Source organism: Streptomyces ipomoeae 91-03 (assembly GCF_000317595.1).
GTDB classification, from domain to species: domain Bacteria; phylum Actinomycetota; class Actinomycetes; order Streptomycetales; family Streptomycetaceae; genus Streptomyces; species Streptomyces ipomoeae.
The window spans coordinates 1-24,309 of the sequence record NZ_AEJC01000397.1 but is presented as its reverse complement, the minus strand read 5'-3'; the positions used below and the strand labels follow the sequence as shown (position 1 = coordinate 24,309).

The 24,309-nt window shown below is 71.0% G+C and carries 26 protein-coding genes; 19 read left to right on the top strand and 7 right to left on the bottom strand.

Features of this window, described 5'->3' with window-relative positions; translation table 11 throughout:
• The first annotated feature begins 55 nt into the window (after window positions 1-55).
• Together STRIP9103_RS25585 and STRIP9103_RS25580 are read left to right on the top strand one after the other, a co-directional pair.
• Window positions 56-457 (top strand): Crp/Fnr family transcriptional regulator, encoded by a 402-nt coding sequence (locus tag STRIP9103_RS25585; protein ID WP_078614044.1) that lies wholly within the window; start codon window positions 56-58, stop codon window positions 455-457.
• Window positions 458-481: 24 nt separating this feature from the next.
• On the top strand, window positions 482-1,159 hold the full coding sequence (locus STRIP9103_RS25580; RefSeq protein ID WP_009322871.1) for a CBS domain-containing protein: 678 nt from the start codon (window positions 482-484) through the stop codon (window positions 1,157-1,159).
• Between the two features lie 41 nt (window positions 1,160-1,200).
• On the opposite strand, the gene STRIP9103_RS25575 is transcribed toward STRIP9103_RS25580, so the two are convergent.
• Window positions 1,201-2,127, bottom strand: a complete 927-nt coding sequence (locus STRIP9103_RS25575; RefSeq protein WP_048820983.1) for a DUF1918 domain-containing protein — start codon at window positions 2,125-2,127, stop codon at window positions 1,201-1,203.
• 230 nt (window positions 2,128-2,357) lie between these two features.
• On the opposite strand from STRIP9103_RS25575, the gene STRIP9103_RS25570 reads away from it, so the two are divergent.
• Window positions 2,358-3,032 carry a CBS domain-containing protein gene (locus tag STRIP9103_RS25570; protein WP_009322743.1) on the top strand — a complete coding sequence of 225 codons (675 nt, stop codon included), beginning with the start codon at window positions 2,358-2,360 and terminating at the stop codon, window positions 3,030-3,032.
• 22 nt (window positions 3,033-3,054) lie between these two features.
• Here the strand turns inward: STRIP9103_RS25570 and STRIP9103_RS25565 are convergent, their stop codons facing one another.
• The 5 genes from STRIP9103_RS25565 to STRIP9103_RS25545 all read right to left on the bottom strand — a co-directional run bounded on the left by STRIP9103_RS25565 (window position 3,055) and on the right by STRIP9103_RS25545 (window position 6,854).
• Window positions 3,055-3,513 carry an Hsp20/alpha crystallin family protein gene (locus STRIP9103_RS25565; RefSeq protein WP_009322859.1) on the bottom strand — a complete coding sequence of 153 codons (459 nt, stop codon included), beginning with the start codon at window positions 3,511-3,513 and terminating at the stop codon, window positions 3,055-3,057.
• 3 nt (window positions 3,514-3,516) lie between these two features.
• A complete protein-coding gene (locus STRIP9103_RS25560) occupies window positions 3,517-3,828 on the bottom strand; it encodes a DUF1876 domain-containing protein (protein WP_048820968.1) in 312 nt (103 codons plus the stop codon).
• A gap of 59 nt (window positions 3,829-3,887) precedes the next feature.
• Window positions 3,888-5,240: a nicotinate phosphoribosyltransferase gene (locus tag STRIP9103_RS25555; protein ID WP_048820967.1), complete on the bottom strand. Its 1,353-nt coding sequence runs from the start codon at window positions 5,238-5,240 to the stop codon at window positions 3,888-3,890.
• A gap of 41 nt (window positions 5,241-5,281) precedes the next feature.
• A complete protein-coding gene (locus tag STRIP9103_RS25550) occupies window positions 5,282-5,899 on the bottom strand; it encodes an Rv1733c family protein (protein ID WP_048820966.1) in 618 nt (205 codons plus the stop codon).
• A 136-nt stretch (window positions 5,900-6,035) separates the two neighbouring features.
• Window positions 6,036-6,854, bottom strand: coding sequence for a universal stress protein (locus STRIP9103_RS25545; RefSeq protein WP_009322848.1), 819 nt, complete (start codon window positions 6,852-6,854; stop codon window positions 6,036-6,038).
• A 203-nt stretch (window positions 6,855-7,057) separates the two neighbouring features.
• Between STRIP9103_RS25545 and STRIP9103_RS25540 the strand changes: the two genes are divergently transcribed.
• The 11 genes from STRIP9103_RS25540 to STRIP9103_RS25490 all read left to right on the top strand — a co-directional run bounded on the left by STRIP9103_RS25540 (window position 7,058) and on the right by STRIP9103_RS25490 (window position 19,529).
• On the top strand, window positions 7,058-7,924 hold the full coding sequence (locus tag STRIP9103_RS25540) for a universal stress protein (RefSeq protein ID WP_009322748.1): 867 nt from the start codon (window positions 7,058-7,060) through the stop codon (window positions 7,922-7,924).
• A gap of 103 nt (window positions 7,925-8,027) precedes the next feature.
• A complete protein-coding gene (locus STRIP9103_RS25535) occupies window positions 8,028-9,503 on the top strand; it encodes a bifunctional aminoglycoside phosphotransferase/ATP-binding protein (RefSeq protein WP_048820965.1) in 1,476 nt (491 codons plus the stop codon).
• A gap of 296 nt (window positions 9,504-9,799) precedes the next feature.
• The gene (locus STRIP9103_RS25530) at window positions 9,800-10,246 is read left to right on the top strand and encodes a hypothetical protein (protein ID WP_234022288.1); all 447 of its coding nucleotides are present in this window, start codon (window positions 9,800-9,802) and stop codon (window positions 10,244-10,246) included.
• Complete coding sequence (locus tag STRIP9103_RS25525; protein ID WP_234022287.1) at window positions 10,243-11,847, top strand: FAD-dependent monooxygenase; 1,605 nt, start codon at window positions 10,243-10,245, stop codon at window positions 11,845-11,847. Before STRIP9103_RS25530 ends, STRIP9103_RS25525 begins: the two co-directional genes overlap by 4 nt.
• A gap of 123 nt (window positions 11,848-11,970) precedes the next feature.
• The gene (locus STRIP9103_RS25520; protein ID WP_009322829.1) at window positions 11,971-12,999 is read left to right on the top strand and encodes an alcohol dehydrogenase catalytic domain-containing protein; all 1,029 of its coding nucleotides are present in this window, start codon (window positions 11,971-11,973) and stop codon (window positions 12,997-12,999) included.
• Between the two features lie 302 nt (window positions 13,000-13,301).
• Window positions 13,302-15,092: an acetate--CoA ligase gene (gene acsA, locus STRIP9103_RS25515; RefSeq protein WP_009322867.1), complete on the top strand. Its 1,791-nt coding sequence runs from the start codon at window positions 13,302-13,304 to the stop codon at window positions 15,090-15,092.
• On the top strand, window positions 15,089-16,183 hold the full coding sequence (pdhA, locus tag STRIP9103_RS25510) for a pyruvate dehydrogenase (acetyl-transferring) E1 component subunit alpha (protein WP_009322762.1): 1,095 nt from the start codon (window positions 15,089-15,091) through the stop codon (window positions 16,181-16,183). The genes acsA and pdhA overlap by 4 nt, the downstream gene beginning before the upstream one ends.
• A 2-nt stretch (window positions 16,184-16,185) precedes the next feature.
• Entirely contained in the window at window positions 16,186-17,181 is a 996-nt protein-coding gene (locus STRIP9103_RS25505) for an alpha-ketoacid dehydrogenase subunit beta (RefSeq protein WP_009322825.1), read from the top strand.
• 2 nt (window positions 17,182-17,183) lie between these two features.
• Window positions 17,184-18,644, top strand: a complete 1,461-nt coding sequence (locus tag STRIP9103_RS25500) for a dihydrolipoamide acetyltransferase family protein (RefSeq protein WP_009322819.1) — start codon at window positions 17,184-17,186, stop codon at window positions 18,642-18,644.
• A gap of 2 nt (window positions 18,645-18,646) precedes the next feature.
• Window positions 18,647-18,892, top strand: a complete 246-nt coding sequence (locus STRIP9103_RS25495; protein ID WP_048820963.1) for an acyl carrier protein — start codon at window positions 18,647-18,649, stop codon at window positions 18,890-18,892.
• A 10-nt stretch (window positions 18,893-18,902) separates the two neighbouring features.
• Window positions 18,903-19,529: a hemerythrin domain-containing protein gene (locus STRIP9103_RS25490; protein WP_009322765.1), complete on the top strand. Its 627-nt coding sequence runs from the start codon at window positions 18,903-18,905 to the stop codon at window positions 19,527-19,529.
• A gap of 26 nt (window positions 19,530-19,555) precedes the next feature.
• Here STRIP9103_RS25490 and STRIP9103_RS25485 read toward each other — a convergent pair whose 3' ends face one another.
• Window positions 19,556-20,416: a CBS domain-containing protein gene (locus STRIP9103_RS25485; RefSeq protein WP_009322788.1), complete on the bottom strand. Its 861-nt coding sequence runs from the start codon at window positions 20,414-20,416 to the stop codon at window positions 19,556-19,558.
• Between the two features lie 175 nt (window positions 20,417-20,591).
• Between STRIP9103_RS25485 and STRIP9103_RS25480 the strand changes: the two genes are divergently transcribed.
• Genes STRIP9103_RS25480 through STRIP9103_RS25460 form a run of 5 tightly spaced genes read left to right on the top strand, consistent with a single transcriptional unit; the run spans window position 20,592 to window position 24,180 of the window.
• Window positions 20,592-21,092, top strand: coding sequence for a hypothetical protein (locus STRIP9103_RS25480; protein WP_009322876.1), 501 nt, complete (start codon window positions 20,592-20,594; stop codon window positions 21,090-21,092).
• Complete coding sequence (locus tag STRIP9103_RS25475; protein WP_048820962.1) at window positions 21,092-22,051, top strand: V0D/AC39 family V-type ATPase subunit; 960 nt, start codon at window positions 21,092-21,094, stop codon at window positions 22,049-22,051. Before STRIP9103_RS25480 ends, STRIP9103_RS25475 begins: the two co-directional genes overlap by 1 nt.
• A gap of 37 nt (window positions 22,052-22,088) precedes the next feature.
• Complete coding sequence (locus STRIP9103_RS25470) at window positions 22,089-23,537, top strand: V-type ATPase 116kDa subunit family protein (protein ID WP_234022286.1); 1,449 nt, start codon at window positions 22,089-22,091, stop codon at window positions 23,535-23,537.
• The gene (locus STRIP9103_RS25465) at window positions 23,534-23,950 is read left to right on the top strand and encodes an ATP synthase subunit C (protein WP_009322764.1); all 417 of its coding nucleotides are present in this window, start codon (window positions 23,534-23,536) and stop codon (window positions 23,948-23,950) included. The genes STRIP9103_RS25470 and STRIP9103_RS25465 overlap by 4 nt, the downstream gene beginning before the upstream one ends.
• Window positions 23,947-24,180 carry a hypothetical protein gene (locus STRIP9103_RS25460; RefSeq protein WP_009322817.1) on the top strand — a complete coding sequence of 78 codons (234 nt, stop codon included), beginning with the start codon at window positions 23,947-23,949 and terminating at the stop codon, window positions 24,178-24,180. Before STRIP9103_RS25465 ends, STRIP9103_RS25460 begins: the two co-directional genes overlap by 4 nt.
• Window positions 24,181-24,309 lie beyond the last annotated feature (129 nt).

Here is a 24,309-nt window from a genome sequence, read left to right as displayed (position 1 = left end):
GGTGACGAGGCCCGGCGTTTTCGGCGCCCTGAGCACGGAGCATCGCGAGCAGCTCATGCCACTCGCTCGTGAGGTGTCGTTCGCGACGGGCGAGCGCATCTTCAACGAGGGCGGAAAGGCCGACCGCTTCTGGATCATTCACACGGGCACGGTCGCTCTCGACGTTCACGTGCCCGGCCGGCAAGCAGCGGTCATCGAGACCCTCGACGCCGGAAAACTGCTGGGCTGGTCCTGGCTGGTCCCTCCCCATCAGTGGCATCTGGGGGCCGAGGCGAGCAGCCCGGTGCGTGCCTACGAGTTCGACGCGGCGGCGGTCCGTGAGATGTGCGCGAAGGACCCGGCCCTGGACCACGAGCTGTGCACCTACGTCCTCGGCGTGCTCGCGCGCCGGCTCAGGTCCGCCCGGGTACGACTGCTCGACCTGTACGCACCCCACGGCGCGGGCGAAGTGCCCTGACGAGGCGAGACGAGGTGGTTGGCAATGCCGGAAACCCCACACATCGTGAGCGATGTCATGACCCAGACGGTCGTGGCTGTCGGCCGCGACGCACCCTTCAAGGAGATCGTCCGAACCATGGAGCAGTGGAAAGTCAGCGCCATGCCGGTCCTGGAAGGTGAAGGGCGCGTCATCGGCGTCGTCTCCGAAGCCGACCTGCTGCCCAAGGAGGAGTTCCGCGACACCGACCCGAGTCTCTACGAGGAACGCCAGCGCCTCTCCGACGTCGCCAAGGCCGGGGCGGTGACGGCGGAGGATCTCATGAGCACCCCCGCCATCACGGTCCACCCTGACGTCACCCTGGCGCATGCGGCCAGGATCATGGCGGTCCGGCATGTCAAGCGGCTGCCTGTGGTCGACGACGTGGGCATGCTCCAGGGCATCGTCAGCCGCGCCGATCTCCTGAAGGTCTTCCTGCGGTCGGACGAGGAGATCGAGGAGGAGGTCCGCCGCACCGTGGTGTCCTACCTCTTCCCGGCCTTCAGCCACGCCATCCACGTGAACGTGGACGAGGGGGTCGTCACCCTGCGCGGGCACATCCGCGACACCTCACTCATCTCGGTCGCCGTGCGCCTGGTGCGCGCCGTGGAGGGCGTCGTGGACGTCGAACCCCATCTCACCGGTGAGTCCGGCCCTTCGGCTGGTGCGGAGGGCACGCAGTGAGACATGAGTACGCCCTGCCTGCAGAAGGAAACGCGGCTCGCTCAGTGCTCGGCCGGACTGATGCGGCGGCCTGTGAGGCGCGTTGGCTCGATCGACACCCACATCTCGCGTTCGCCCCCGGCCCACGGCTTTGTGTGGGCACGTTCGACCAGCTTCCGCACCTCGGGCTCGGTGACCACCCGCGCCGATCCGACGGCGAGCACACTCCAGCCCTGGCTCATCGCCTCGTCCACATGGTCGACCTCGAAGGCGACTTCCGATCCCACGGCCCTCGCCGGAACCGAGTCCGGCGCCGTCCGGAACGCAATCACGTCGTCGACGACCTCGTAGTTGACCGGAACGACGGCCGGGCCGTCCGGTGTCGACACCGCGACGCGCCCCACGCCGTGCGTGGAGAGCAAGGCGCGGCATTCGTCGAGGCCAAGGTCCCGCAGCTGAGGATGCAGGAGCGCCTGGCCCTGGCCGGGCGGCAGATCGATGCCGCCCCCGCGCAGGGCTGCGGCGCTGGTTCCCAGTGCGGCGGCCAGGTTGAGGAGACTGGCCGAGGTCGGGTCGGCCGGCTCTTCTTCGAGGTATGCCAGGTACCCCGGCGCCATTCCGGCGCGGCGGGCCGTCTCGGCCCGGGTCAGTCCCTGGCGTGTGCGCTCGGCAGCGACGCGTCGGCCGATGTCACCGGGGTTGGGCGCCCTGCCCGGCGGTGTCCCGCCGGACCCGGCACTTGGCTGCCCGCCCGTCCCGTGCATGCTCGGCCGGGAAGGGGTGTGTGGGCTTCTGGGCTGGTGCTCGATGTGACGGATGTGCGCGTCGGGCCCAGGGAAGACGAGCGTCACCTCGTCCGTGTCCGACCAGCGCACGTCGTAGGGCGGCGTGCCATCCGCGTGGTGGAGTCCCACAATCTCGCCATCGCGCCTGGTGGCGCCGGTGGCAGGGCTTTCGACAATGAGTTGATCGCCGAGTCGAGCTCGCATGATCGCCACCGTTTCCTGAGAATGCTGCTGTAACCCAACGTGCCACGCACGGCGTACCGACGCATGGGATGAGACAGCCGGTGGTCCGGTCAGATGGACGACCGCCAACGGCCGCCCCAAGGCTGGACCACAACACCGGCCGAAGCACCTGCCGTGCATGGCCATGGCCCGCTGGGCAACCGACCACCCCTGTCACCACCGGTTGTCTCCACCAGGAACGGAGAGGCGACATGCACCACCGCACGGTCGCAGACCTCATGACCCGAGACGTCGTGCGGGCGCGGCGCGACATGCCGTTCAAGGAGATCGTCAAGCTGCTCGCGGAGAACGATGTCACCGCCGTGCCGGTCGTCGACGAACTCGACCATCCCATGGGCGTGGTGTCCGAGGCCGACCTGCTGCGCAAGTCTTCCACCCAAGTCGACCCTTCCGGCCTGACACCGGTCCCCCGTCTTGAGGAATGGGAGCGTGCCAAGGCCGAGGGCGCCAGGGCCGAGGAACTGATGTCGGCTCCCGCCGTGTGCGCGCGTCCCGAATGGACCGTTGTCGAGGCAGCTCGCCTCATGGCGGCACACAACGTCAAGCGGCTGCCCGTGGTGGACGAGGCCGACCGGCTGCAGGGCATCGTGAGCCGCGGTGACCTGCTGAGAGTCTTCCTGCGCCGTGATGACGCCATCCGCGACGAGATCACCGAAGACGTACTGCGCGGGACGCTGGGCCCTGCTGCCTCGGACGTGACGGTCGAGGTGCGCGACGGGCAGGTCACCCTGGGGGGATGCGTCGAGGTCAAGACCCTGATCCAGGTGATCGAGCGGCTGTGCCGGAGTGTGGACGGCGTGGTCTCGGTCTCCGGGCACATCGCCGACCGGGCAGACGACTCCCGTGCTTCCCGCGACGGCACCTGACCCCTACAACGGAATTGCTGCGTCAGCCACCGATCTCGATGCGATGCGGTTTGCCTTTCTCAGCCTTCGGGACGCGCACAGTGAGCACTCCGTTGGTCAGCTCAGCACTGACGTGTGCGGTGTCCGCGTTCGGCGGCAGACTCGTGCGGTAGTCGAACTGCCCAACGTGGCGGGTCTGGCGCCGAACCACACCGGTGCGTTCCTTCTCCTTGATCTCACCGTGGATGTCGAGCTCGCCCTCGGCGACCTCGACGGTGATCTGGTCCTTGTCCACACCGGGAAGTTCCAGCTCCACCAGATACGCGTCCTCGGTGTCCTCGACGTCAGCCAGTGGCGCCCACGCCCCAGCCACTCCCAACTCACCGCCACCGGGGAAAGCCGACTGCATCAGCCGGTCCATGCGTGTGTGCAGTTCCTCCAGTTCGCGGAAGGGGTCCCATACCGGGAAAGCACCCCTGCCACGACGGACAGGCAGCGTCATCGGTCATCCTCCTCGTATCTCATCCGGCAGCGGCCAGCCGGTCTCCGGCCGAGCACTCGGCCCAGTGGCGGGCGGGCTCACACCCTCGATGTCACGCTCCGCAACATCCACCAGCTGCCGGCCGAGGTCGTGCATCGCCCTGCCCGCCGCCAGTTCGTCACCGATCTCCGGCACATCCATGTCCGCGGGGTTCCGGTGTGCGTCACCGTGCCCGGTGAACTCGTTGGTCCCGGTGTTCAGCACCACGCGCGCCTTGGTCGTTCCCTCTTCCTCGAAGAGGTAGAGACGGACCTTCCACTCCACCGTATGCGCCATCACGTTCCTCCTCATCCCGGTACGGACCGCTGTGATCCGGACGCGCTCTGCTCACGGCTTCACAGGTCCACGGCCGAGGCCAGGACCTCGCTTTCGATACGGCGCCGGACCTGTTCACTGAGCGAGGTCAGTTGACCGGAGGTCACCGCCCGTGGCGCAACGGGCGCCCGGATCCTGCGCGCCGCCGGAGGGAGCCCGGCCAGGTCAGCGGCGAACCTCTCCCTGCTCTCCTCCAGCGTTGGGCGCTCGACGGTGCGCCTCCCCCTCTCCATCACCGTCACCAGCAACGGCACGCCCTGCCGGGGAGGCTGCTCATCACGCACCCCGATCACATCGCCGTATCCGGGGCGACGGAAAACCTGCTTCTGCCCTGGGGCGGTCACCTTGGCGGAGGAGAGCTTCATCACCGGCCGGCCGTCGTACTCGACCAGCTTGTAGGCGGAGTCCAGGAACGGGGCGTCGGCCGAGACACCGACGCGGGTGCCGACGGCGTAGATGTCGATCGGCGCACCGGAGCGGACCAGTTCGTCCACGGAGTACTCGTCGAGGCCGCCGCTGGCGATGATCCGGACGTCCGGCAGCCCGCCGGCATCGAGGAGTGCGCGGGCGCGCACGGCCAGGGCGCCGAGGTCGCCGCTGTCCAGCCGTACGGCCGAGCCGGGCCCGCGGGCCGCGTGGTCGAGGTCTCGCAGCACGCGCACCGCGACCCGGACTCCCTCCTCGGTGTCGTAGGTGTCCACCAGGAGCGTTACCGGGCCGGGGTGGGAGCGGGCGAAGGCACGGAACGCGTCCTCCTCCGTCGCGAACGCCTCGATGTAGGAGTGGGCCATCGTGCCGACGGCAGGCAGCCTTTCAGCCGTGGCCGCGGCGACGTTACTTGTCCCGGCGAAGCCGACCAGGCCGCCCAGCCGCGCGGCCTGGAAACCGGCCTGAGGGCCGTGGGTGCGTCGCAGGGAGAAGTCCACGACCGGGTGTCCCGCCGCGGCCAGGACGCACCGGGCGGCCTTCGAGGCGATCGTCGTCTGGTGGCTGACCTGGTTGAGTACGTACGTTTCGACCAGCTGCGCCTGCGGAAGCGGAGCGGTCACCTCCAGCAGCGGCTCTCCCGCCAGGACGATCCGCCCTTCCGGTATCGCCCGTACCTCACCGGTGAATTCCGTGCCGAGCAGCGGCTCCAGATCGCGGACAGGCCGGTGCAGCGCCGAGGCGAACGCGTCGATGTCCTCAGAGGTGATCCGATAGCCGGAGAGGAAGTCGAGCGACGGCTCCAGGCCGGCAGCCACCAGAAACCCCCGGTCGGGCGGCATGTCACGGACGAAGAGACTGAACGTCGCCGGGCCGGTCAGCCCCTCCTTCAGGTACGACATCGCCATCGTGACCTCGTACAGATCCGTGGTCGTCGCATCGGACATCACGGTCACCTCCTGGACTCTCGCCCCGGGACCCCCGCCTCTCACCCGTGGAACCGCGCGGACCACGTGGGCTCCACCAGGTCCCATTCGGCGTCCCACCGCGCGTACCTTCTGCTGTTCAGCGCCAAGCGCACAGCCTTTCGCCCGGCGACGAAGCCGGCGTACACGGCGACCGCTGTCAGGCCGCCCGTCAGCCAGCCGGTGGCCGTCGCATTGTCCGCGGACATCGGCGGCTCCTGGACGGTTCCTTCCCGGTCCACCCAGATCCGCACGGTCGAGCCCGCGGTCTTGTCCGGGGGTACGCGGGTGGTTCCGGTCCGCTGCCGGCCGTCCTCCCCGGTCCAGCTCACCCGAACCGTCTGCTTCTCGTCCGCGGCACTGCCCGGTGCTGCCTCGGGGGCCGAGGTCACCCGTGCGGTGATCTGGTGCCGTTCCGCGGCCTGGGCTTGGACGGTGCGCATCGTGGACTCGTAGACAGCCAGTCCGGCGCTCACCGAAGCCACCGGCAGTCCGAGGGCCAGCAACAGCAACAGCAATGCGGAGCACCAGGCTTCGACGCGGTCGGACGTACGCCTCAGCGGGTTCGCGCCCTTGCGCGGGTGCTGCTCCTGGTGCGGTCGGTGAGGACCGGACGCGTGCGGCGGATCCTGTGCGCTCATGATCTGGCCTCCAGCTGTCGCTGGTGCGTCCCCCGCCACGTTTCTCTTCCTCACCACCTTCCAAGGGCGGCAGGACCCGGTCACGGGGCCGAAGGTCCCTGCCGACCACCACTCGGCCCACCCCGCCCACCATCGGTCATATCTGCGGCACGACCGCGATCGGACACGGAGCGTGATGCAGAACGGCGTGGTTGACCAGACCCAGCTGCAAACCAAGGTGCCCAAGCCGCCTGCGGGCCCCGACGACGAGCAGATCCGCGTTGGAGGCCGCGTCCAGGAGCGCCCGTCGTGCCGGGCCCTCGACCGCCTCGCTGCTCACCTTCACGTCCTGGTACCGCTCCGCGGTCTCGCGCAGCGCTTCGGACAGCACTTGCGTCGGCGGGCGCCGGAAGGCTTGGAGGGCGTATCCGGACACGCCCGGGGGCCCAGGGGGCCCGACCGGGACACTCCAGGCGTGCAGCGCCACCAGTCGGCAGCGCCGCACGTGGGCCTCGCGGAAAGCGAACTGCACGGCCGTACCGCTGCCCTCCCCGTCCTCGACGCCGACGACGACGTTCCCGAACCTGCTGCCCCGGTGCTCCACCCCACCGCGCACGACGACGACCGGGCAGTCGGCGTGGGCGGCCACGGCCAGGCTGACCGAGCCAAGGAGCATCCCGGCGAGGTCTCCGAGCCCTCGGGATCCGAGCACCAGCGCGAAGGCGTTGCGCCCCTTGTCGACCAGCGCGGAGGCCGCGTCCACATGCAGCACCTCGCTCGACAGCCGCACCGTGGGGGCGACTTTCCTGGCGCGTTCCGAGGCTGTGCCGATCACATCGGACGCTTCGTCGTCCTGCGCCGCCGCGTGCAGGAGATGGATCGGCACCTCGTGCCGGACGGCCTCGCCGGCGGCCCAGTCCACCGCCTCCAGGCTCGCCTCGGACCCGTCGATGCCGACCACCAGGGGAATCGTCACCGCCTGCTCCTCTCGTGCCGGATTCCGCGCCTCGTGCCCCGCGGCCACAGGTCCACATGCGCTGCCGCGCGGATTGGGGTACTCCTCGAAGGAGAGAAGACACCACGCTCGGCGTTCGGCGGCGTCCGGACCTCCACGCCATCGGACTCATTCACCGTCATCCACCGCCATTTCCAGCTTCGTACGAGACGGAGGCCGCCGCCATGCAAGCAGCCGTCACCGTGGGCCTCGACGGCTCACCCGAGAGTCTTGCCGCCGCCCGCTGGGCCGCCGACGAGGCGGAGAAGCGCAAGCTCACCCTGCGCCTGCTGCACGCCTGGCCGCTGCTGGCGCCGGAACCGCCCCGCGTCCCCTCGGAAGTCGATCAGAACTACTGGGCCAAGCGTCTCGTGCACACCGCGCGAGCGGAGCTCCAGGCACGTCACCCGGGCCTGTCCATCGTCGGGAATCTGGTCGCTGAAGACGCGCAGAACGCGCTGCTCCAAGCGGCGTCGGAGTCCGAGATGATCGTCCTCGGTTCACGGGGGCTGGAGCCCGTCGAGAGCTACTTCCTGGGAGACGTCAGCATGCCCGTCGTGGCACGGGCCGAGCGGCCGGTCGTACTGGTCCGCGCCGAAGACCAGGAGGGGCCGCCCCAGGCACTCGCGAGCCGCGTGGTCGTGGCCCTGAAACTGCACGGATCCTCCGACGACCTGCTCGACTTCGCCTTCCACACCGCCGCGGCACGAGGCGTTCCTCTCCAGGCCATCCACGGCCGAAGCGTGCCGCTCCATGCACGCGTCCCCTGGGGGGTGGACCATGACGTCTCCCAAGAGATCACTCAGGACGCGCAGAAGCAGCTGGACAAGGTGCTCCGCCCCTGGCGTGAGAAGTACCCGCAGGTGGACGTGGCCGAGGGCATCCGTCTCGACAGCCCCGCCAAGGCCGTCGTACGGGCCGCCGAAGGCGCCGCGCTGCTGGTCGTCGGCCGACGCGCACACCGGCACGGGCTTCCGCCCCACCTGGGTCCAGTGGCCCAGGCCGCGATCCATCACGGGCGCTGCCCCGTCGTCGTCGTCCCTCATGACTGAGCCCGGCTCGCAGGTGACGTCGGTCCGGTCAGTGCCCCGGGCCGACGCGTCAGTGCTCCGAAGCAGTGCCCGGCATGACGGTGAGCCGCTGCCGCGTGCGGAGGTGTGCGAGACGCACACCGCGATCGTGTTCTTCGCCGGCGACCGCGCCTACAAGCTCAAGAAGCCAGTGGATCTGGGATTCCTGGACTACACCACGGTCGCGGCTCGCCGGGCCGCGTGCGAACGCGAAGTCGCTCTCAACCGCCGCTTCGCTCCCGACGTCTACCTGGGCCTGGGCGTAATCCGCAGCCCCGACGCGGAGACGCCCGAACCACTCGTGGTGATGCGCCGCATGCCGGCGGACCGCCGCCTGTCCCGTCTGGTACGCGAAGGGGCCGCCGTCGACGACGTCCTGCGGGCCGTCGCCCGACACCTCGCCGCGTGGCACGCGCAGGCGCCCCACGGCCGGGACATCGACGAACAAGGCACGCGGGACGCGCTGTCGTCGCGTTGGGAGGCCAGCTTCGCGCAGGTCCGCGCACTGACCGACGACGGCCACGTGCCCGACGGGATGGCGGAGATCGAGCAGCTGGTACGCCTCTATCTCACCGGCCGCAAGCGGTTGTTCGACTCCCGCATCGCCCAGGGACGGGTGGTCGACGGCCACGGCGACCTGCTCGCCGAGGACATCTTCTGCCTCGGCGACGGGCCTCGCGTCCTGGACTGCCTGGAGTTCGACGACCACCTGCGCTACGTCGACGGTCTCGATGACGCCGCCTTCCTCGCCATGGACCTGGAACAGCTCGGCGCCCCTCAGGCCGCCGCGTACTTCCTCGCCCAGTACAGCGAGTACTCCGGCGACCCCGCACCCCCTTCCCTGTGGCACCACTACGTCGCCTACCGCGCCTTCGTGCGGGCCAAGGTCTCCCTGATCCAGGCCCGCCAGGGCGCGCCGGACGCAGAGACGGCATCACGACGGCTGGTCTCGACAACCTTGCGCCACCTGCGCACCTCCGCCGTGGGTCTGACGCTCGTCGGCGGGCTGCCCGGCAGCGGGAAGTCCACCCTCGCCGGGGCGCTGGCCGACCGGCTGGGGGTCACGCTGCTCAGCAGCGACCGCCTCCGCAAGGAGCTGGCGGGCATCCCCGCCGAGCAGTCCGCGGCCGCCGACTACGGAGAGGGCCTGTACACGCCCCAGTGGACGGCCAGGACCTACGTCACCCTGCTCGACCGCGCGGCCGCCCTGCTGTCCTCCGGCGAGTCCGTCGTCCTGGACGCCACCTGGTCCGACGCGGCACAGCGAGAAGCGGCGCTGCGCATGGCCGAACGCACCAGCGCCGACCTGGTGGCCCTGCACTGCCATGTGCCGGGCGACGTGTCAGCGGCCCGCCTGAGCACACGCGCCCCCGGACCGTCCGACGCCGACTTCGACGTCGCCACCGCCATGGCGGCCAGGGAATCGCCGTGGCCCGAGGCCGTCGCCGTCGACACCAGCGGTCCGCTGGAGTCCGCGGTCGCCCAAGCACTGGCTGCCGTACGCCCGTGGGGCACCGGCCAGGCCCCGGTCTTCCGCCGCCCCTATATGGAGCCGGACTAGAGGAGCGGTCATGCCCAGGTATCCGGGCACGACCGTTGGTCGCCGGTGCGCCTCTCCAGGTTTCGCGGGACGTGGTGCCGTCCTTCATGGTGGTTGTACGGGCAGAACCCAGGCCCAGTGGGCGGGGCAGCACCGGGCATCGCAGGCTCACTTAGGCTCTTCGGGAGGAGGCCACCATGGGTGAACAGAGACCGCTTCCCCCTGGCGAGGCTTGGCGAGCCGTGGCCGCATGCTTCCTCACCACCTTCCCCCTGCTCACGCGGCGCCGAATCCGCCTCCCGAAGGAACGGGTGGGAATGGGGCTGCGCTTCGCCGATGGCACCTCGGCCCGGGTGTACCGGGAAACCCGCCTCGGCAGCGGCCTGGCGAAGGACCCCTGCACACTGGTGGTCACCTTCAGGTTGCGCCTGGTCCGCGGGCCCGCGCACGCACTGTTCCGCAGGGAGAGCCTGCTGAACACGCCACTGTTCGTGGGCTTCCCCGGTTTCACCTCGAAGCTGTGGCTGGCCCACGACGAGCACGACCGCTACCGCGGCGTGTACGAGTGGGACGGCCGGGAGCGCGCCGAGCACTACGCGCGTTCCCTGTGGCGGGTTCTGGCTCTGGTCAGCGTGCCCGGCTCGATCAGCTACACCGTGCTCCCCGGCGTGCGCCGCGACGACGTGATCGCAGACCCCGGGCTGATCGAGGATCTCGTTTCGCACGACGCCGCGGCATGGTGGCGCATCCAGGCCGGGGTATGACGACAGCGGTGGACATCCTGGTCGTCGGGGCCGGCACGACCGGCCTCACCCTGGCGCTACAGGCTCATGACCACGGAGCACGGGTCCGGGTCGTCGAGCGACGTCCCGAGCCGTTCCGGCCCTCCCGCGCGCTCATCCTGCATCCACGCAGCTTGGAAGTCCTGCGCCCACTCGGCGTCACGGACGCCCTGCTGGAGGTGGCGGACACTGCCCCGACGGCCCACCTGCATCTCGGCTCCCGCGTCGTCGAAACCAGGCTCGCGGACCTCGCGCTGCCCGACACGGCGTTCCCCCATCTGTCACTCCTGCGGCAGATGGACGTCGAAACAGTGCTGACGCAGGCGCTCGCCGACCGCGGGGTAACGGTGGAACGGGGAACCGAACTGATCACTGCCCGCGACGACGGGCACAGTGCGTGGGCCGTGCTGCGATCGGCGCACGGCATCGAGGAGGTCCGCTGTCCCTTCGTCGCCGGCTGCGACGGGCCGGCCAGTACCGTGCGGTCCTGCGCTGGTATCGGGTGGCACGGCAGGCCCTACGCCGCAGAGGTGGTCCTCGCCGACCTCGAGCCCGATGCCATCTCCGGACCTTCGGGGCCGTCCGGTCCTTCTGGTGCCCAGCTCTACGTGGGGCGCCAAGGGCTGTTGTTCCTCTTCCCGCTCGGAGAGCAGGCCACCTGGCGACTGCTGGCCACGCGGGCGTCCACGGGCGAACCCGGGCAGAGCTTCGGCCAGCCCGGAGCCGCCGTCCCGAGAGCCGAGGTCCAGCGCCTCCTGGAAGACGCGGGGCTTCCGGCAGGTATCGAGCACCTCGCGTGGTCCGCGCGGGTTCCGCTGCAGTGTGCGCTCGCCCGGCGGTTCCGCCAGGGGCGGCTCTTCCTCGCGGGGGACGCGGCACACAACTACTCGCCGGCCACCGGCCAGGGCATGAACGCCGGCATCCAGGACGCGGTCAATCTCGGCTGGAAGCTCGGCTTCGCGGCGGGCCGCTTCAGCGGGGAGTCCGCAGACGTGCCAGGCACAGACGTGCTGCTCGACTCCTATGAGAGAGAGCGCAGGCCCGCTGCCCACCGACGGATGATCCTCACTCACACCGCGTTCTGGGCAGAGGCGTCGACCGGCCTGATTCCCTCATGGCTGCGCGCGGTGGCCGCTTCGCTCGCTACCCCGGCCATACCCGTCCTCCTGGGGCAGCGACGGCTGATCGCCGAGGCGCTCCGGGTCATCTCCCAGTTGCGGGTCAACTACCGACGCAGCCCCCTGTCGGTGGAGGGAACACCGCGCCTGCGGGGCGCTCCTCGCCCAGGCGACCGCCTGCCGGACGCAACCGTCAGCGTCGGAGGACCTCCCAGGCGGCTGCACCAACTACTGGCCCGTCCAGGTGTGCACCTCCTACTGCAACGCGACGCCGAGGGGCTGCCGGACGCTGTGACCGGTCCCCACATCCATGTCCTCCGGCTGACGAACAGCCCCGGTCACGGTCTGGTGGCCGTCCGCCCGGACGGCCATGTCGGCTTCCGATGCGGGACCACCGACCAAGCCGGGCTGGTCGGCTGGCTCTCGCTGATCGGCGCAGCGGCACCCCCACCCATCCGGCCATGAACCGCGAGCGCCGGAGCCCGACGGCCCCGGGGAGTCCGACGGAGTGCTGATCCCGGTTGCCCGGGCATCCCTCCAGGGCGACGGTGGAGAGAGCCGGCCGAGTCAGCCAAGGAGTGGGTGACCATGCGAGCCCTCGTCTACCACAGCCCCGGACAGATCTCCTGGGACACGGTCACGGATCCGGGGATCGAGGACCCTGCCGACGCCGTCGTGCGCGTCGACGCCACCACCGTCTGCGGCACCGATCTGCACATCCTGCGCGGAGACCTGCCCGAGGTGAAGCCGGGAACCGTCCTCGGCCACGAGGCGGTCGGCGAAGTGCTGAGCGTCGGCCACGAGGTCCACTCCCTCACTCCGGGCGATCAAGTGATCGTGTCGTCCGTCTCGGCCTGCGGCCGCTGTGAATTCTGCCGGGACAGCATGCTCGGACAGTGCCACGGCGGCGGGGGCTGGATCCTCGGGAACCTGGTCAACGGAACACAGGCCGAGTTCGTGTGGGTCCCCTTCGCCGACTACTCGGCGCGACGGCGGCCCGATGCCCTGGCGCTCAGCGACGCCGTCCTGCTCGCCGAAGTCCTCCCCACCGCCTACGAGGTCGGGGTGCGGAACGGGCATGTGGGCCCGGGAGACACCGTCGTCGTGGTGGGCGCGGGTCCCGTCGGTCTCGCCGCGGCGGTCATCGCGCGGCTCTACTCGCCCCGCCGGGTCATCGTGACGGACCTGTCCGCCGCACGGCTGGAAGCCGCCCTCCGTGTGGGTGCCGATGCCGCCGAACTGCCGGGGAAAATGATCGCCGACCTCTCCGAGGGACCGGGGGCCGACGTGGTCATCGAAGCGTCAGGTGAACCGGAGGGCTTCGTCCTGTGCACCCGCGCCGTCCGCACAGGCGGTCACATCGCCAACATCGGCACGCACGGCAAACCGGTCACGCTGCATCTCGAAGCACTGTGGCGCAAGAACGTGATGATCAGCACGGGCCAGGTGGACACGTCCTCGACACCGTGGCTGCTGGAGCTGGTGAGGTACGGACGCCTGCACGTCTCCCAGCTGGTCACCCACTCCTACGGCCTCGATCGGATGGAGGACGCCTACGACGTGTTCGCACACGGCACCAGCACGGGCGCCCTCAAAGTCGTGCTGCAGCGCGGGTGAACCGTCCGCCGGCAGGAGCCTGAACGGACCAACCGGATCCTCGGTCAGGGCCGTCCGGCCCTACAACCCGTCGGCGAGCGGCGGTCCCATGGAATTGAGCCGAGGGCCACAAGGAGACACGGCGAAGCGGAGCGAAACCGCGCACCGTGCGATTCGGGCCCGCAAGAAGCGGGCGGCCCTCGGCTCCATGAGCGTCGGCAGCGCGGCAGTATGCCACAACCGGTCCGTGTCCTCCGGCCGAAATGCGGCAAGGGCCGGGCTCGGCGACTCTGGAGATCGGGGCAGTGCCGGGAGGAGCATCCATGCACTGGGAAACGATCCACAAGGACACCGCACCGGTCGTCCCACCCCGTCTCACCGACTACGACCGGGTCCGCTCCGACTTCACCTGGTCGCAGGCGCGCACCGCACTGGCCGGGCTGCCCGGCGGAGGGCTCAACATGGCCCACGAGGCGGTCGACCGGCACGCCGCCTCGGAGCGCGCGGACAAGGTCGCGCTGCGGTGCGTGGCCCGGGACGATTCCGTCTCGACTGTCACCTACGCGGAACTGGCCCGTCGTACATCCCGCTTCGCGAACGTCCTGCGGTCACTCGGCGTCAGCCACGGGGACCGTGTGTTCACGCTGCTGGGCCGCTGCCCCGAGCTCTACACCACGGTGCTGGGCACGCTGAAGAACACCAGCGTGGTCTGCCCGCTCTTCTCCGCGTTCGGCCCCGACCCGGTGGAGCAGCGGCTGGGTCTCGGCGACGCCCAGGTCCTGGTCACCACCGCGGCCCTGTACCGGCGCAAGGTCGCCGAGCGCCGGGCGTCCGTTCCCGGCCTCAAACACGTCCTGATCGTCGGCCCCGGCGCGGAGGAGCTGCCCGGCACGGCCTCCTTCAACGACATGATGTCCGCCGCCCCGGACACCTTCACCATCCCGCCGACCTCGCCCGACGACATGGCCCTGCTGCACTTCACCAGCGGCACCACCGGCACACCGAAAGGTGCGGTCCATGTCCACGAGGCCGTGGTCGCGCATTACGCCACGGCCGCGTACGCCCTCGATCTGCAGCCCGAGGACGTGTACTGGTGCACCGCCGACCCCGGCTGGGTCACCGGCATGTCGTACGGGATCGTCGCCCCACTCGTCCACGGCGTGACGCTGGTCGTAGACGAGGGCGACTACGACGCCCGGCGCTGGTACCGGATCCTCGGCGAAGAGCGGGTCACCGTCTGGTACACGGCCCCTACGGCCCTGCGGATGCTCATGCGCGCCACCCCGCGCCAGGGCCCGTACGACTTGCCCCGCTCCTACGACCTGTCGGCCCTGCGCTTCATCGCCTCCGTCGGCGAGCCACTCAACCCGGAAGCAGTCGTGTGGGGCCGGGACGTGCTGGGTCTGCCGGTGCACGACAACTGGTGGCAGACGGAGACCGGCTGCATCATGATCGCGAACTTCGCGGCCTGCGACATCCGGCCCGGCTCTATGGGGCGGCCGCTGCCCGGCGTCGACGCGACGGTGCTGAAGCAGGGCGAGGACGGCCGGGCACTGGTCACCGACGGCCGGGTCACGCAGGTCGAAAGTCCCGATGTCGAGGGCGAGTTGGCGCTGCGGTCGGGCTGGCCGTCGATGTTCCGCGGCTATCTGCACGACAAGGAGCGCTACGACGCCGCGTTCGCGGACGGCTGGTACCTGACCGGTGACCTGGTCCGCCGGGACGCGGACGGCTGGTACTGGTTCGTGGGGCGCGCCGACGACGTCATCAAGTCGGCGGGGCATCTGATCGGCCCCTTCGAGGTGGAGAGCGCGCTGATGGAGCACCCGGCAGTGGCCGAGGCCGGGGTGATCGGACGGCCCGACCCGGTCGCCGGGAACGTCGTCAAGGCGTTCGTGTCGCTGCGCCCCGATGTCCGGCCAACCCCGGATCTGGAGCGGGAGTTGCTGGCCTTCGGTCGCCGCAAGCTGGGGCCCGCCGTCGCTCCCAGGGAAATCGCGTTCGACCAGAACCTGCCCAAGACCCGCAGCGGGAAGGTGATGCGCCGTCTGCTGCGTGCACGTGAACTCGGCCTGCCCACAGGCGACTTGTCGACCTTGGAGGGATCCGCATGAGCGTGGCCCGCTCCACCCGCGCGCGGAAGGACCCGGCGCCTTCGAAATCCGGCAAGAAGACGGCGACGACCGGGGCGCCCAAGCGGAACGCGAGTGCCGGAGCTCCGGCCGACCGACCGGGCACCGGGCACCGCATGGACCTGCTGGAGGCAATGCTGCGCATCCGGCGCTTCGAGGAGCGGTGCGTCGAGCTGTACAGCGCCGCCAAGATCCGCGGCTTCGTCCATCTCTACATCGGTGAGGAGGCTGTCGCCGTCGGCGTCAACGAGGCGCTGACACCCGAGGACGCGGTCGTCTCCACCTACCGCGAACACGGGCACGCCCTGGCGCGCGGCATCACAGCCGAGGCAGTCATGGCCGAGATGTACGGCAGGACCACTGGATGCAGCGGCGGCCGGGGCGGATCCATGCACCTGTTCGACGCGAGTCGCCGCTTCTACGGGGGCAGCGCGATCGTCGCCGGCGGGCTTCCGCTCGCCGCCGGACTCGCACTTGCCGACCGAATGCGCGGAAAGTCCCGGGTCACCTGCTGCTTCTTCGGCGACGGGGCCTTCGCCGAGGGCGAGTTCCACGAGACGGCGAACCTTGCCGCGCTGTGGAGTCTGCCTCTGCTGCTCGTCTGTGAGAACAACCTCTACGCCATGGGCACCTCGCTCGCCCGGGAGCACGCGCAGACCGACCTGGCGATGCGCGCCGCCTCCTACGGCATGCCCGCCTGGGCCGTGGACGGCATGGACGTCGAGGCCGTCGAGCAGGCCGCCCGACGGGCGGTCGAGGGCGTACGGGCCGGTACCGGACCGCACTTCCTGGAGCTGCGCACCTACCGCTTCCGTGCCCACTCGATGTACGACCCGGACCGCTACCGCGCCAAGGCGGAGATCGAGCAGTGGAAGTCCCGGGACCCGATCAACCGGCTGATGGACCGCATGCGCGAGAACGGTGAACCCGGCGAGAAGGAGCTCGCTCGAATCGAGCAACAGATCACCGCCGAGATCGACCGTGCCGTGGAAGCAGCCGAACAGGCACCCGAGGAGCCGGTCGAAACCCTGCTCCGCCACGTCACCAGTGCGTCGACGGGAGTGGTGAGTTGACCATGGGCGCCGGCGGAACGCAGGAAGCGAAGACGACCTACCGGGAGGCGCTGCGTGAGGCTCTTCGGGAGGCTCTGCGCGCCGACGACCGGGTCTTCCTCATGGGCGAGGACGTGGGCCGGTACGGCGGATGCTTCGGCGTCAGCCTCGGACTGCTGGAGGAGTTCGGCCCCGAACGCGTCCGCGACACCCCGCTGTCGGAGTCCGCGTTCGTCGGCGCCGGCATCGGCGCCGCCCTGGCCGGGATGCGGCCGATCGTCGAGATCATGACCGTCAACTTCAGCCTGCTCGCCCTCGACCAGATCCTCAACAACGCCGCCACCCTGCTGCACATGTCGGGCGGCCAACTGCCCGTGCCGCTGGTCATCCGCATGACCACGGGCGCCGGACGGCAACTCGCCGCTCAGCACTCACACAGCCTGGAGGGCTGGTACGCCCACATCCCCGGCATCCGCGTTCTCGCCCCCGCCACCCTCGAGGACGCACGCCACATGCTGGCTCCCGCGCTCGCTGATCCCGACCCCGTACTGATCTTCGAGCACGGCAGCCTCTACAACGCCTCCGGCGAACTCCTCCCGCCCACCGCCCCCGTGGACCTGGACCATGCCGCGATCCACCGGCCCGGCACCGACATCTCCCTGATCACGTACGGCGGTTCGCTGCCCAAGACTCTTGCGGCGGCGGACGAGCTGGCCGCCGAGGGGCTCAGCGCGGAAGTGATCGACCTGCGCACGCTGCGGCCTCTCGACGGCGTGACCATCGCCGCGTCCGTGGCCCGTACCCACCGTGCGGTGATCATCGACGAGGGCTGGCGCACCGGCAGCCTCGCCGCGGAGGTGTCCGCCCGCATCGCCGAGGAGTCGTTCTACGAACTGGACGCGCCTGTCGAGCGGGTGTGCAGCGCGGAGGTGCCCGTGCCGTACGCCAGGCGGCTGGAGGAGGCCGCCCTGCCGCAGACCGCCGACATCGTCGCGGCGGCCCACCGGGCGGTGGACTGATCATGGGCGAGTTCACCATGCCGTCCCTGGGCGCCGACATGGACGAGGGCACGCTCCTGGAGTGGCTGGTGGGGCCCGGTGACCTCGTCCACAAGGGCGATCCGGTCGCGGTCGTCGAGACCGCGAAGTCGACGATCGAGGTGGAGTGCTTCGAGACGGGGACCATGACGGAGCTGCTCGTCGAACCGGGCGCGACGGTCCCGGTGGGCACTCCCCTCGCCTTGATCGGGCCGACGGCGGGGAAGCCGCAGGAACCGGAGAAGGCAGGGAAGACCAGGAGGCCCGAGGGCCCTACGGAAGCCGAGAAGGCGGAGAAGGGACCAGTCCCCCACGTGTCGAGGAAGGCCGAGCCCTCCGAGGCCCCATCCCCGCCACCCGGACCCGTCCCGGTCCCGGTGCCGTCGATACCGTCCGCCGCTCGGCAGCGCGGCCACATCGAGGCGGGCCCCTTGGTCCGGCACCTCGCGGAGCACAGCGGCGTCGACCTGGAAACGCTGCACGGCTCCGGACCCGGAGGGCGCGTCACCCGGACCGACGTCGAGGAAGCGGCTGCCCGAACCACTTCTCGACCGCCACGCGTGCGATCGACTCCCTTCGCCCGGCGGCTCGCCGCCGAACTGGGCGTCGACGTGGCCACGGTGACGGGGACGGGCAGGGAGTCGGCCGTGCGTGCCGTGGACGTACGCCGGGCAGTCCCCGGCCCGTCGACCCCACCCGCACCCGCCCCCGCACCCGCGGGCGTCACCGCGGCACGTTCTTCCGCTCCACGGCCTTCTGCCGCGCCCCCGACCGAAGACCGGGCGGCAGCCATGCGCCAGGCGATCGCCGGCCTGATGACCCGCGCCAACCGGGACATCCCGCACTACTACCTCTCCACCACCGTGGACATGGCCGCCGCGATGGACTGGCTGCACGAACACAATCGGGGCAGCCCGGTCGGTGAACGGCTGCTCCCCGCGGCGCTGCTGCTCAAGGCGGCGGCCCTGGCGGCCCGGGAGGTCCCTGACCTCAACGGCTTCTGGACCGACGACCACTTCACGGCAGGCGAGGGCGTCCACCTCGGCGTGGCAGTGTCCCTGCGCGACGGCGGGCTCGTCGCCCCCGCTCTGCACAACGCCGACACCCTGGCACTCCCGCAGCTGATGACCGCCCTGAGGGACCTGGTCGGCCGGGCCCGCACCGGCAGGCTGCGCGGTTCCGAGGTGTCCGACGCCACGATCACGGTCACCAACCTGGGCGACCAGGGCGTGGAGACCGTCTTCGGCGTGATCTACCCGCCACAAGTGGCACTGGTCGGATTCGGGCGGGTCGTCGACCGGCCGTGTGCCGTCGACGGGCTGCTGGGCGTGCGCCCCGTGGTCACGGCGACCCTCTCGGCCGACCACCGGGCGACAGACGGTGCCGTCGGTGCCCGCTACCTCACGGCGGTCTCCCGCCTTCTGCAGAACCCGGAGCAACTGTGAACATGAACCGAACCGATGCACTGGGCATGGTCAGGGAATCGATCTCCTCGGTCATCCCCGACGCCGACGTCGCCGCGCTGGCGCCCGACGACAAGTTCCGCGAGGTGCTCGAAATGGACTCGCTGGACTTCCTGAGTTTTGTCGAGGTCCTCAGCGAACGGTCGGGCATCCGCATCGAGGACGAGGACACGCCCCGGCTCACCACGCTGTCCGGCAGCGCCGACTTCCTCGTCACCCGCATGCAGTGACGTGCGCCCCATGGATGACCAGCCGCCGACGAAGGTGGCCGTCGCGGCCCTGAGCGGACCGCGCCTCGGGGGGGCGCGAGCCGTCGAGCTCCCCAGCCTGATGACAGGGGCGACCACCACAGCCCTGCCGAGCAAGGAGGAGATCGTGACCACGCTGACCCAGCAGTTGCACCACGAGCACGAGCACCTGCTGCCACACATCGAAGCACTGCGCACGGTCGCGGATACCGTGGGCCGAGCGACGCCGGAGGCGCTCGGCACCGCGCTCGCCGACCTTCAGCTCTTCCTGGCCGATCACCTCATCCCGCATGCCGAAGCCGAGGAGCGGGTGCTGTACCCGGCGGTCGCTCGAGTGATGGGCGCCGCAGAAGCGACCGCAACCATGTCCAGGGAGCACGCCGAGGTCGGTCGACTGGCGCGTGAGCTGGGCACACTGCGGGAGGCGATGGGCCGGGACGGGCTCAACGGCGAAGGCCAGGCCGCACTGCGACGCGTCCTGTACGGCCTGTACACACTGGTCAAGGTCCACTTCGCGAAGGAAGAGGAGATCTACCTGCCGCTGCTCGAAGAGCGGCTCACCGCCTCGGAGGCCGAACAGCTTCTCGCCGAGCTGGCCCACCCCGACCCCCGCCGGTGAAACCCGCCAAGCCGGACGATCACGGCTCAGAACGCTTCCATGTCGTCGACGACCTCGATCACGTCATCGATGTCCCGCACCGATGCAAGCAGTTCGGGGGCAACGGCCTTGTCCACCCTCCCCGTCATGGTCACCACGCCGTTCTCCACGGCGACCCCGACGGCACGCGGATCCAGCCAATGCCGGCCGATCAGCGATTCGACCTCGGCCCGGATCTCGGCGTCGTCACGGATCAGGGCACGCAGCAGGTCGCGTCGGCTCACCACACCGACGAGCCGGCCGTGGTGGTCGGTCACCGGGAGCCGCTTCAGCCGCGCGTGGGCAGCGGTCCACGCTGCGTCCGCCACTCGCTGCGCCGGGTGGACGGTGACCGGCGGGAAGGTCATCAAGGTGGCTGCCGTGTCCCCGCGGCTCTTCTCGTAGAGGTGGTGCTGCCGCAGCTTGCCGACAGGTCCGTGCCGGTGCGGTTCCGCCATGACGGCGGCCTTGGCCAGCAGATCGGACTCCGAGACGACACCGATCACGTGATCGTCGGCGTCGACCACCGGCAGGGCGCTCACCTGCTCGCGGCCGAGTGTGTGGGCCACGTCCAGGAACGGCATGTCACCGGGGACGGAGGCCGCCGGTACCTGCATGACGTCCCGGACACGGAGGATGGCCGGTTCACCGGCGGGCGGTTCGTGTGCAGCCGTGGCGGGAGGCCGTGTCTTCTCGCTCCCGGGAGCGGTCTCGGGCCCCTCGGTGCTCCTCGCCGACGCGGCGGCGGCGACTGCCGTGAGGTAGCGGCGCAGCGCGTCCTGGCGCGGTTCCTCCTGAGGTGTCCAGGGGCGGCGCGGCGTGGTGCGACGGGCTTCCTTCTGCGCAGAGCTGTGCTCGTAGTCGCTCATGGCTGCCTCCCGGGGACACAGTCCACCTACGCGGTCAGTCTCGCATCGATCCACGGGTGCGGCCTGCGGGCCGAACGGCCCGTTTTGCGGGACAGGTGGCCCGGCGCGGCGCGACACGCCATCGCCTACCAAGGAGACTGGGAAACGGGGCCTGGGCCCACCTGGAGGAGAGTTCGTGACGGGTTTCCGGGACTTTCTGGCACGGTTCCGGCCGGCGGCGTCGCCCGGCCGGGCCGCACCGAGTGGTGTCCCCGTGGACCGCTCCGCCGAACTCCATGCCGAACTCGCGCCGCCCCTGGCCCTGCTCGAACAGGCGGAGGAGGAAGCCCAGGCCGTACGCGAGCGGGCCGACGCCACCGCCGCGTCCCGTCGGAGGGAAGCCGAACGGCAGGCCGAGGAGATCGTGGCCGAGGCACGTGCGCAGGCCGGTCGGGTACGGGCGCACGCAGCCGAGCAGGTGCTGCGTGCGGCCGAGGGCGAGGCGGCGGCACTGCTGACCGAGGCAGAACGCGAGGCGGTCGCCGTACGCGATCGTGCCAGGAACCGCACGCCTGCGCTCGCCGAGCATGTGCTCGCGCTGGTGCGGGAGGACCTCGCGGCGGAGGAGACGTCGCCGCTCGCACCGGCGGATCAACTGGCTCCAGGCCCGGAGGAACCACAGGAGGGTGGTCCGTGATGGGCGCCGGATGGGTGGCGGGCGTGACCCGGGCCCGCGCTCTGCGAACCAGGTGCCTGGGCGCCGAGGGCATCAGGGAGGTAGCCGCGTCCCGCACCCTCGATGACGCCCTGCGGTACTTGGCGGCCACGCCATACCGGCACGACGTCACTTCGGGAGCCACGCCGACCGAGGCCCAGCGTGCGGTCTCCGCGACACTGCTGTGGCATCTGCGGGTTCTCGCCGGCTGGCAGCCGGCCGCCGGCGCCGACGCCATCCGGGCACTCGCCGCTGGATTCGAAATCTCCAACACCGAACACCACCTGAGGGCTCTCGCGGCCGACTCCCGTCAGCCGGGCGCCGAACGCCTCCGTCCCCCGGCCTACCGTCTGGGCGCGCTGGCGATCGCCTGGACGCGGCTCGCCGGTACCCGTACGCCGTCGGAGCTGCGGACCGCGCTGGCGGCCTCCGTCTGGGGCGACCCCGGGGGCGACTCCCCCGCCGCGGTCGCCACCGGTATGCGGGTCTCCGCCGCCGTACGTCTCGCCACCGCCGTTCCCGACGTGGCGCGCTGGGCGGCGGCCCGGCTCGCCTTGCTGTTCGGCCGTGAGGTGTTCGTCGTCGGCCGCCGGGTGCCGGACGTCTCGACCCGCCGGGCAGCCCGTCTTCTCGGCCTGCGGGCGGTGGACGCGGGGTCGTACGCCGATTTCCGGCAGGCGCTTCCGACCACCGCGAGGTGGCTGCTGGACGACGTCGACGAGGCTGCGGACCTGTGGCGGGCGGAGGCACGGTGGTGGGAGGCCGTCGAGCGGGACGGCCTGGAACTGCTGCGTCGGGCCCACTTCGGTCCGCAGCCGGTGGTGGGGGCCGTGGCACTGCTGTCCGCCGATGCGTGGCGGACCCGCGGCGCGCTGGAACTGGCCGCCCGGGGCGGCGGCCCCGGGGACTGGCCGGCGGAGGTGCTCGATGCTCCGGGCTGAGGCAGCGATGCCGGTCCGGATGCGCAGGGTGGCCATCGTGGCCCCTGAGAAGGCGCTGCGGGAAAGCCTGGTGCGGATCGCCGAGGCGGGCTGCGTCGAGATCGACCTGGCCGGGGACGGAGGGCCGGATGTCCGCGGGCCCGCGGCGACGCGTCTGCAGCGGGTGCGCTCAGAGCCGGCGCGACCCGTTCTCAGCGATGCTCCCCCCGACCTGGACGCCCTGGAACGCGAGGGCCGGACGGACCTGCTGGCCGGTGAGGCGCAGCTGGAGGAACGCCTCGGCAGCGCGGTCCGGCACGGGGCGGTCGCGGCACTGGCCGGCTGGTGTCCCGAGACGGAGGTAGGCGCCACGGCGGCGCGCATAGCCGGTGCCGGGGGCGCGCTGGTGCCGCTGCGGGCCCCGCGCGGTGTCGATCCGCCGACCTTGCTGACCGGAGCGGACACCGCGCCTTCCGCGTACGCGGCGACGACTGTGCGCCGCTCTTTCACGCCTCTGGTCAGCACGTACGGAACCGTGCCCTACGCCGACCTCGACCCCACGATGGCGGCCGGGTTCGTCTACGTGGTGATGTTCGGCCTGATGTTCGGCGATGCGGGGCACGGGCTGCTGCTGGTCGCCATCGCATTCCTGCTGCGCGCGGGCCGACCGCGCCGAGCTGCGATGCTTCGCCCGCTGTGGCCCTTCATCGCAGGGGCGGGTCTGACCGCCACCCTGGCCGGGGTGGCGTACGGCGAGTTCTTCGGCCCGACCGGGATACTGCCGGTGCTGTGGCTGGAGCCGCTGGAGGAGCCCATGCGGCTGCTGGCCACCGCCGTCGGACTCGGCGCCGTACTGCTCGCCGTCGCCTACGCCGCGGGCATCGTGAACCGGTGGCGGGAGGGCGGACCGGCAGCGGCCCTCTACGCGACGACCGGGATCGCCGGGGCGACGCTCTATCTCGGTCTCGCCGTCGTCGCCGGGTACGTGTGGCTCGGCCAGGTCGCGTACGGGGTCGTGGGTGCGGTGATCGCGGCTGTCGGCCTGGCGCTCGCTGGGGTGGGGCTGTACGCGACCACGGCGGGCGGCCCGGGCGGCGCCGTGCAGACCGGCATCCAACTGTTCGACGCGGTGGTGCGGATCGGCTCGAACGTCGTGTCCTTCGCGCGGCTCGCGGCCTTCGGGCTGACCCATGCGGCACTCGGCGCGATCGTCTGGGACGGCACGACGGCGCTGGCGGGCCTGGGCCCAGTTGGGGTCGTCGCAGCGGTGCTGGTCTTCCTGGTCGGCAATGCCCTGGCCTTCTCGCTGGAGGCACTCGTGGCCGGTGTCCAGGCCCTGCGGCTGGAGTTCTACGAACTGTTCTCCCGGCTCTTCGAGGGCGAAGGCCGCCCCTTCAGGCCCTGGCACCTGCCTGTGGAACACCTCACGGCGCCGGGCGCCGACGCCGGGCCGCTCGCAGCGGCGGCGGTCGTCCGCCACAGCACCGTGAGGGAGGAGGAATCGTGATCACCTGGTTCTTGGCCCTGCCCGTCATCGTCGCGGGCTTCGTCGCCGTACGCCTGGTGCTGCGGCGCTCGGGCCGGACGGCCCTGTGGTGGATGGTCGCCGCCGACGCCGTGCTCCTGGTGGCCGCCACCGTGGTGCTGGCCCTGGCACTCGGCGGCGGATCCGCGCAGGCCGCGACCACAACGGCACAGGACTCCGGCTCCGGATCCGCCGCCCTCATCGGAGCCGCGATCGCGGTGGCCGGAGCGACGATCGGGGCCGGCATCGCCGTCGCCTACACCGGTGCGGCGGCCCTCGCGGCGCTCAGCGAACGGCCCGAACTCTTCGGCCGAGCCATGGTCATCGTCGGCCTGGCCGAGGGCATCGCCATCTACGGTCTGGTCGTCGCGGTCATCCTCATCGGGAAGGCATGACCATGGGCCGCGTCGCCGCCATCGGAGAACGGGCCCGGGTGGCCGGTCTGGCCCTGGCCGGAGCTGTCGTCCTCGCCGCCGACGGCCCCGACGACGTACGCCGGGTCTGGCGGAGCCTGCCGGACAGCGTCGACCTGGTGATCCTCACCCCCGCCGCGGCCGAGGCACTGGGGTCGGACCCCGTGGCGCCCGGGGGTCGCCACCCGCTGACGGCCGTGATGCCGTCATGACGCTCCCGGCCCCCAACCAGACGATCGACGCGCTCCGGCCGGTCCGGGCGGGGCTGCTGCGGGCGGCTCGCGTCGACTCGGAGGCGCTCCTGGCCCGCGCCGAGCGGGAGGCAGCCGCACTGCTCGACC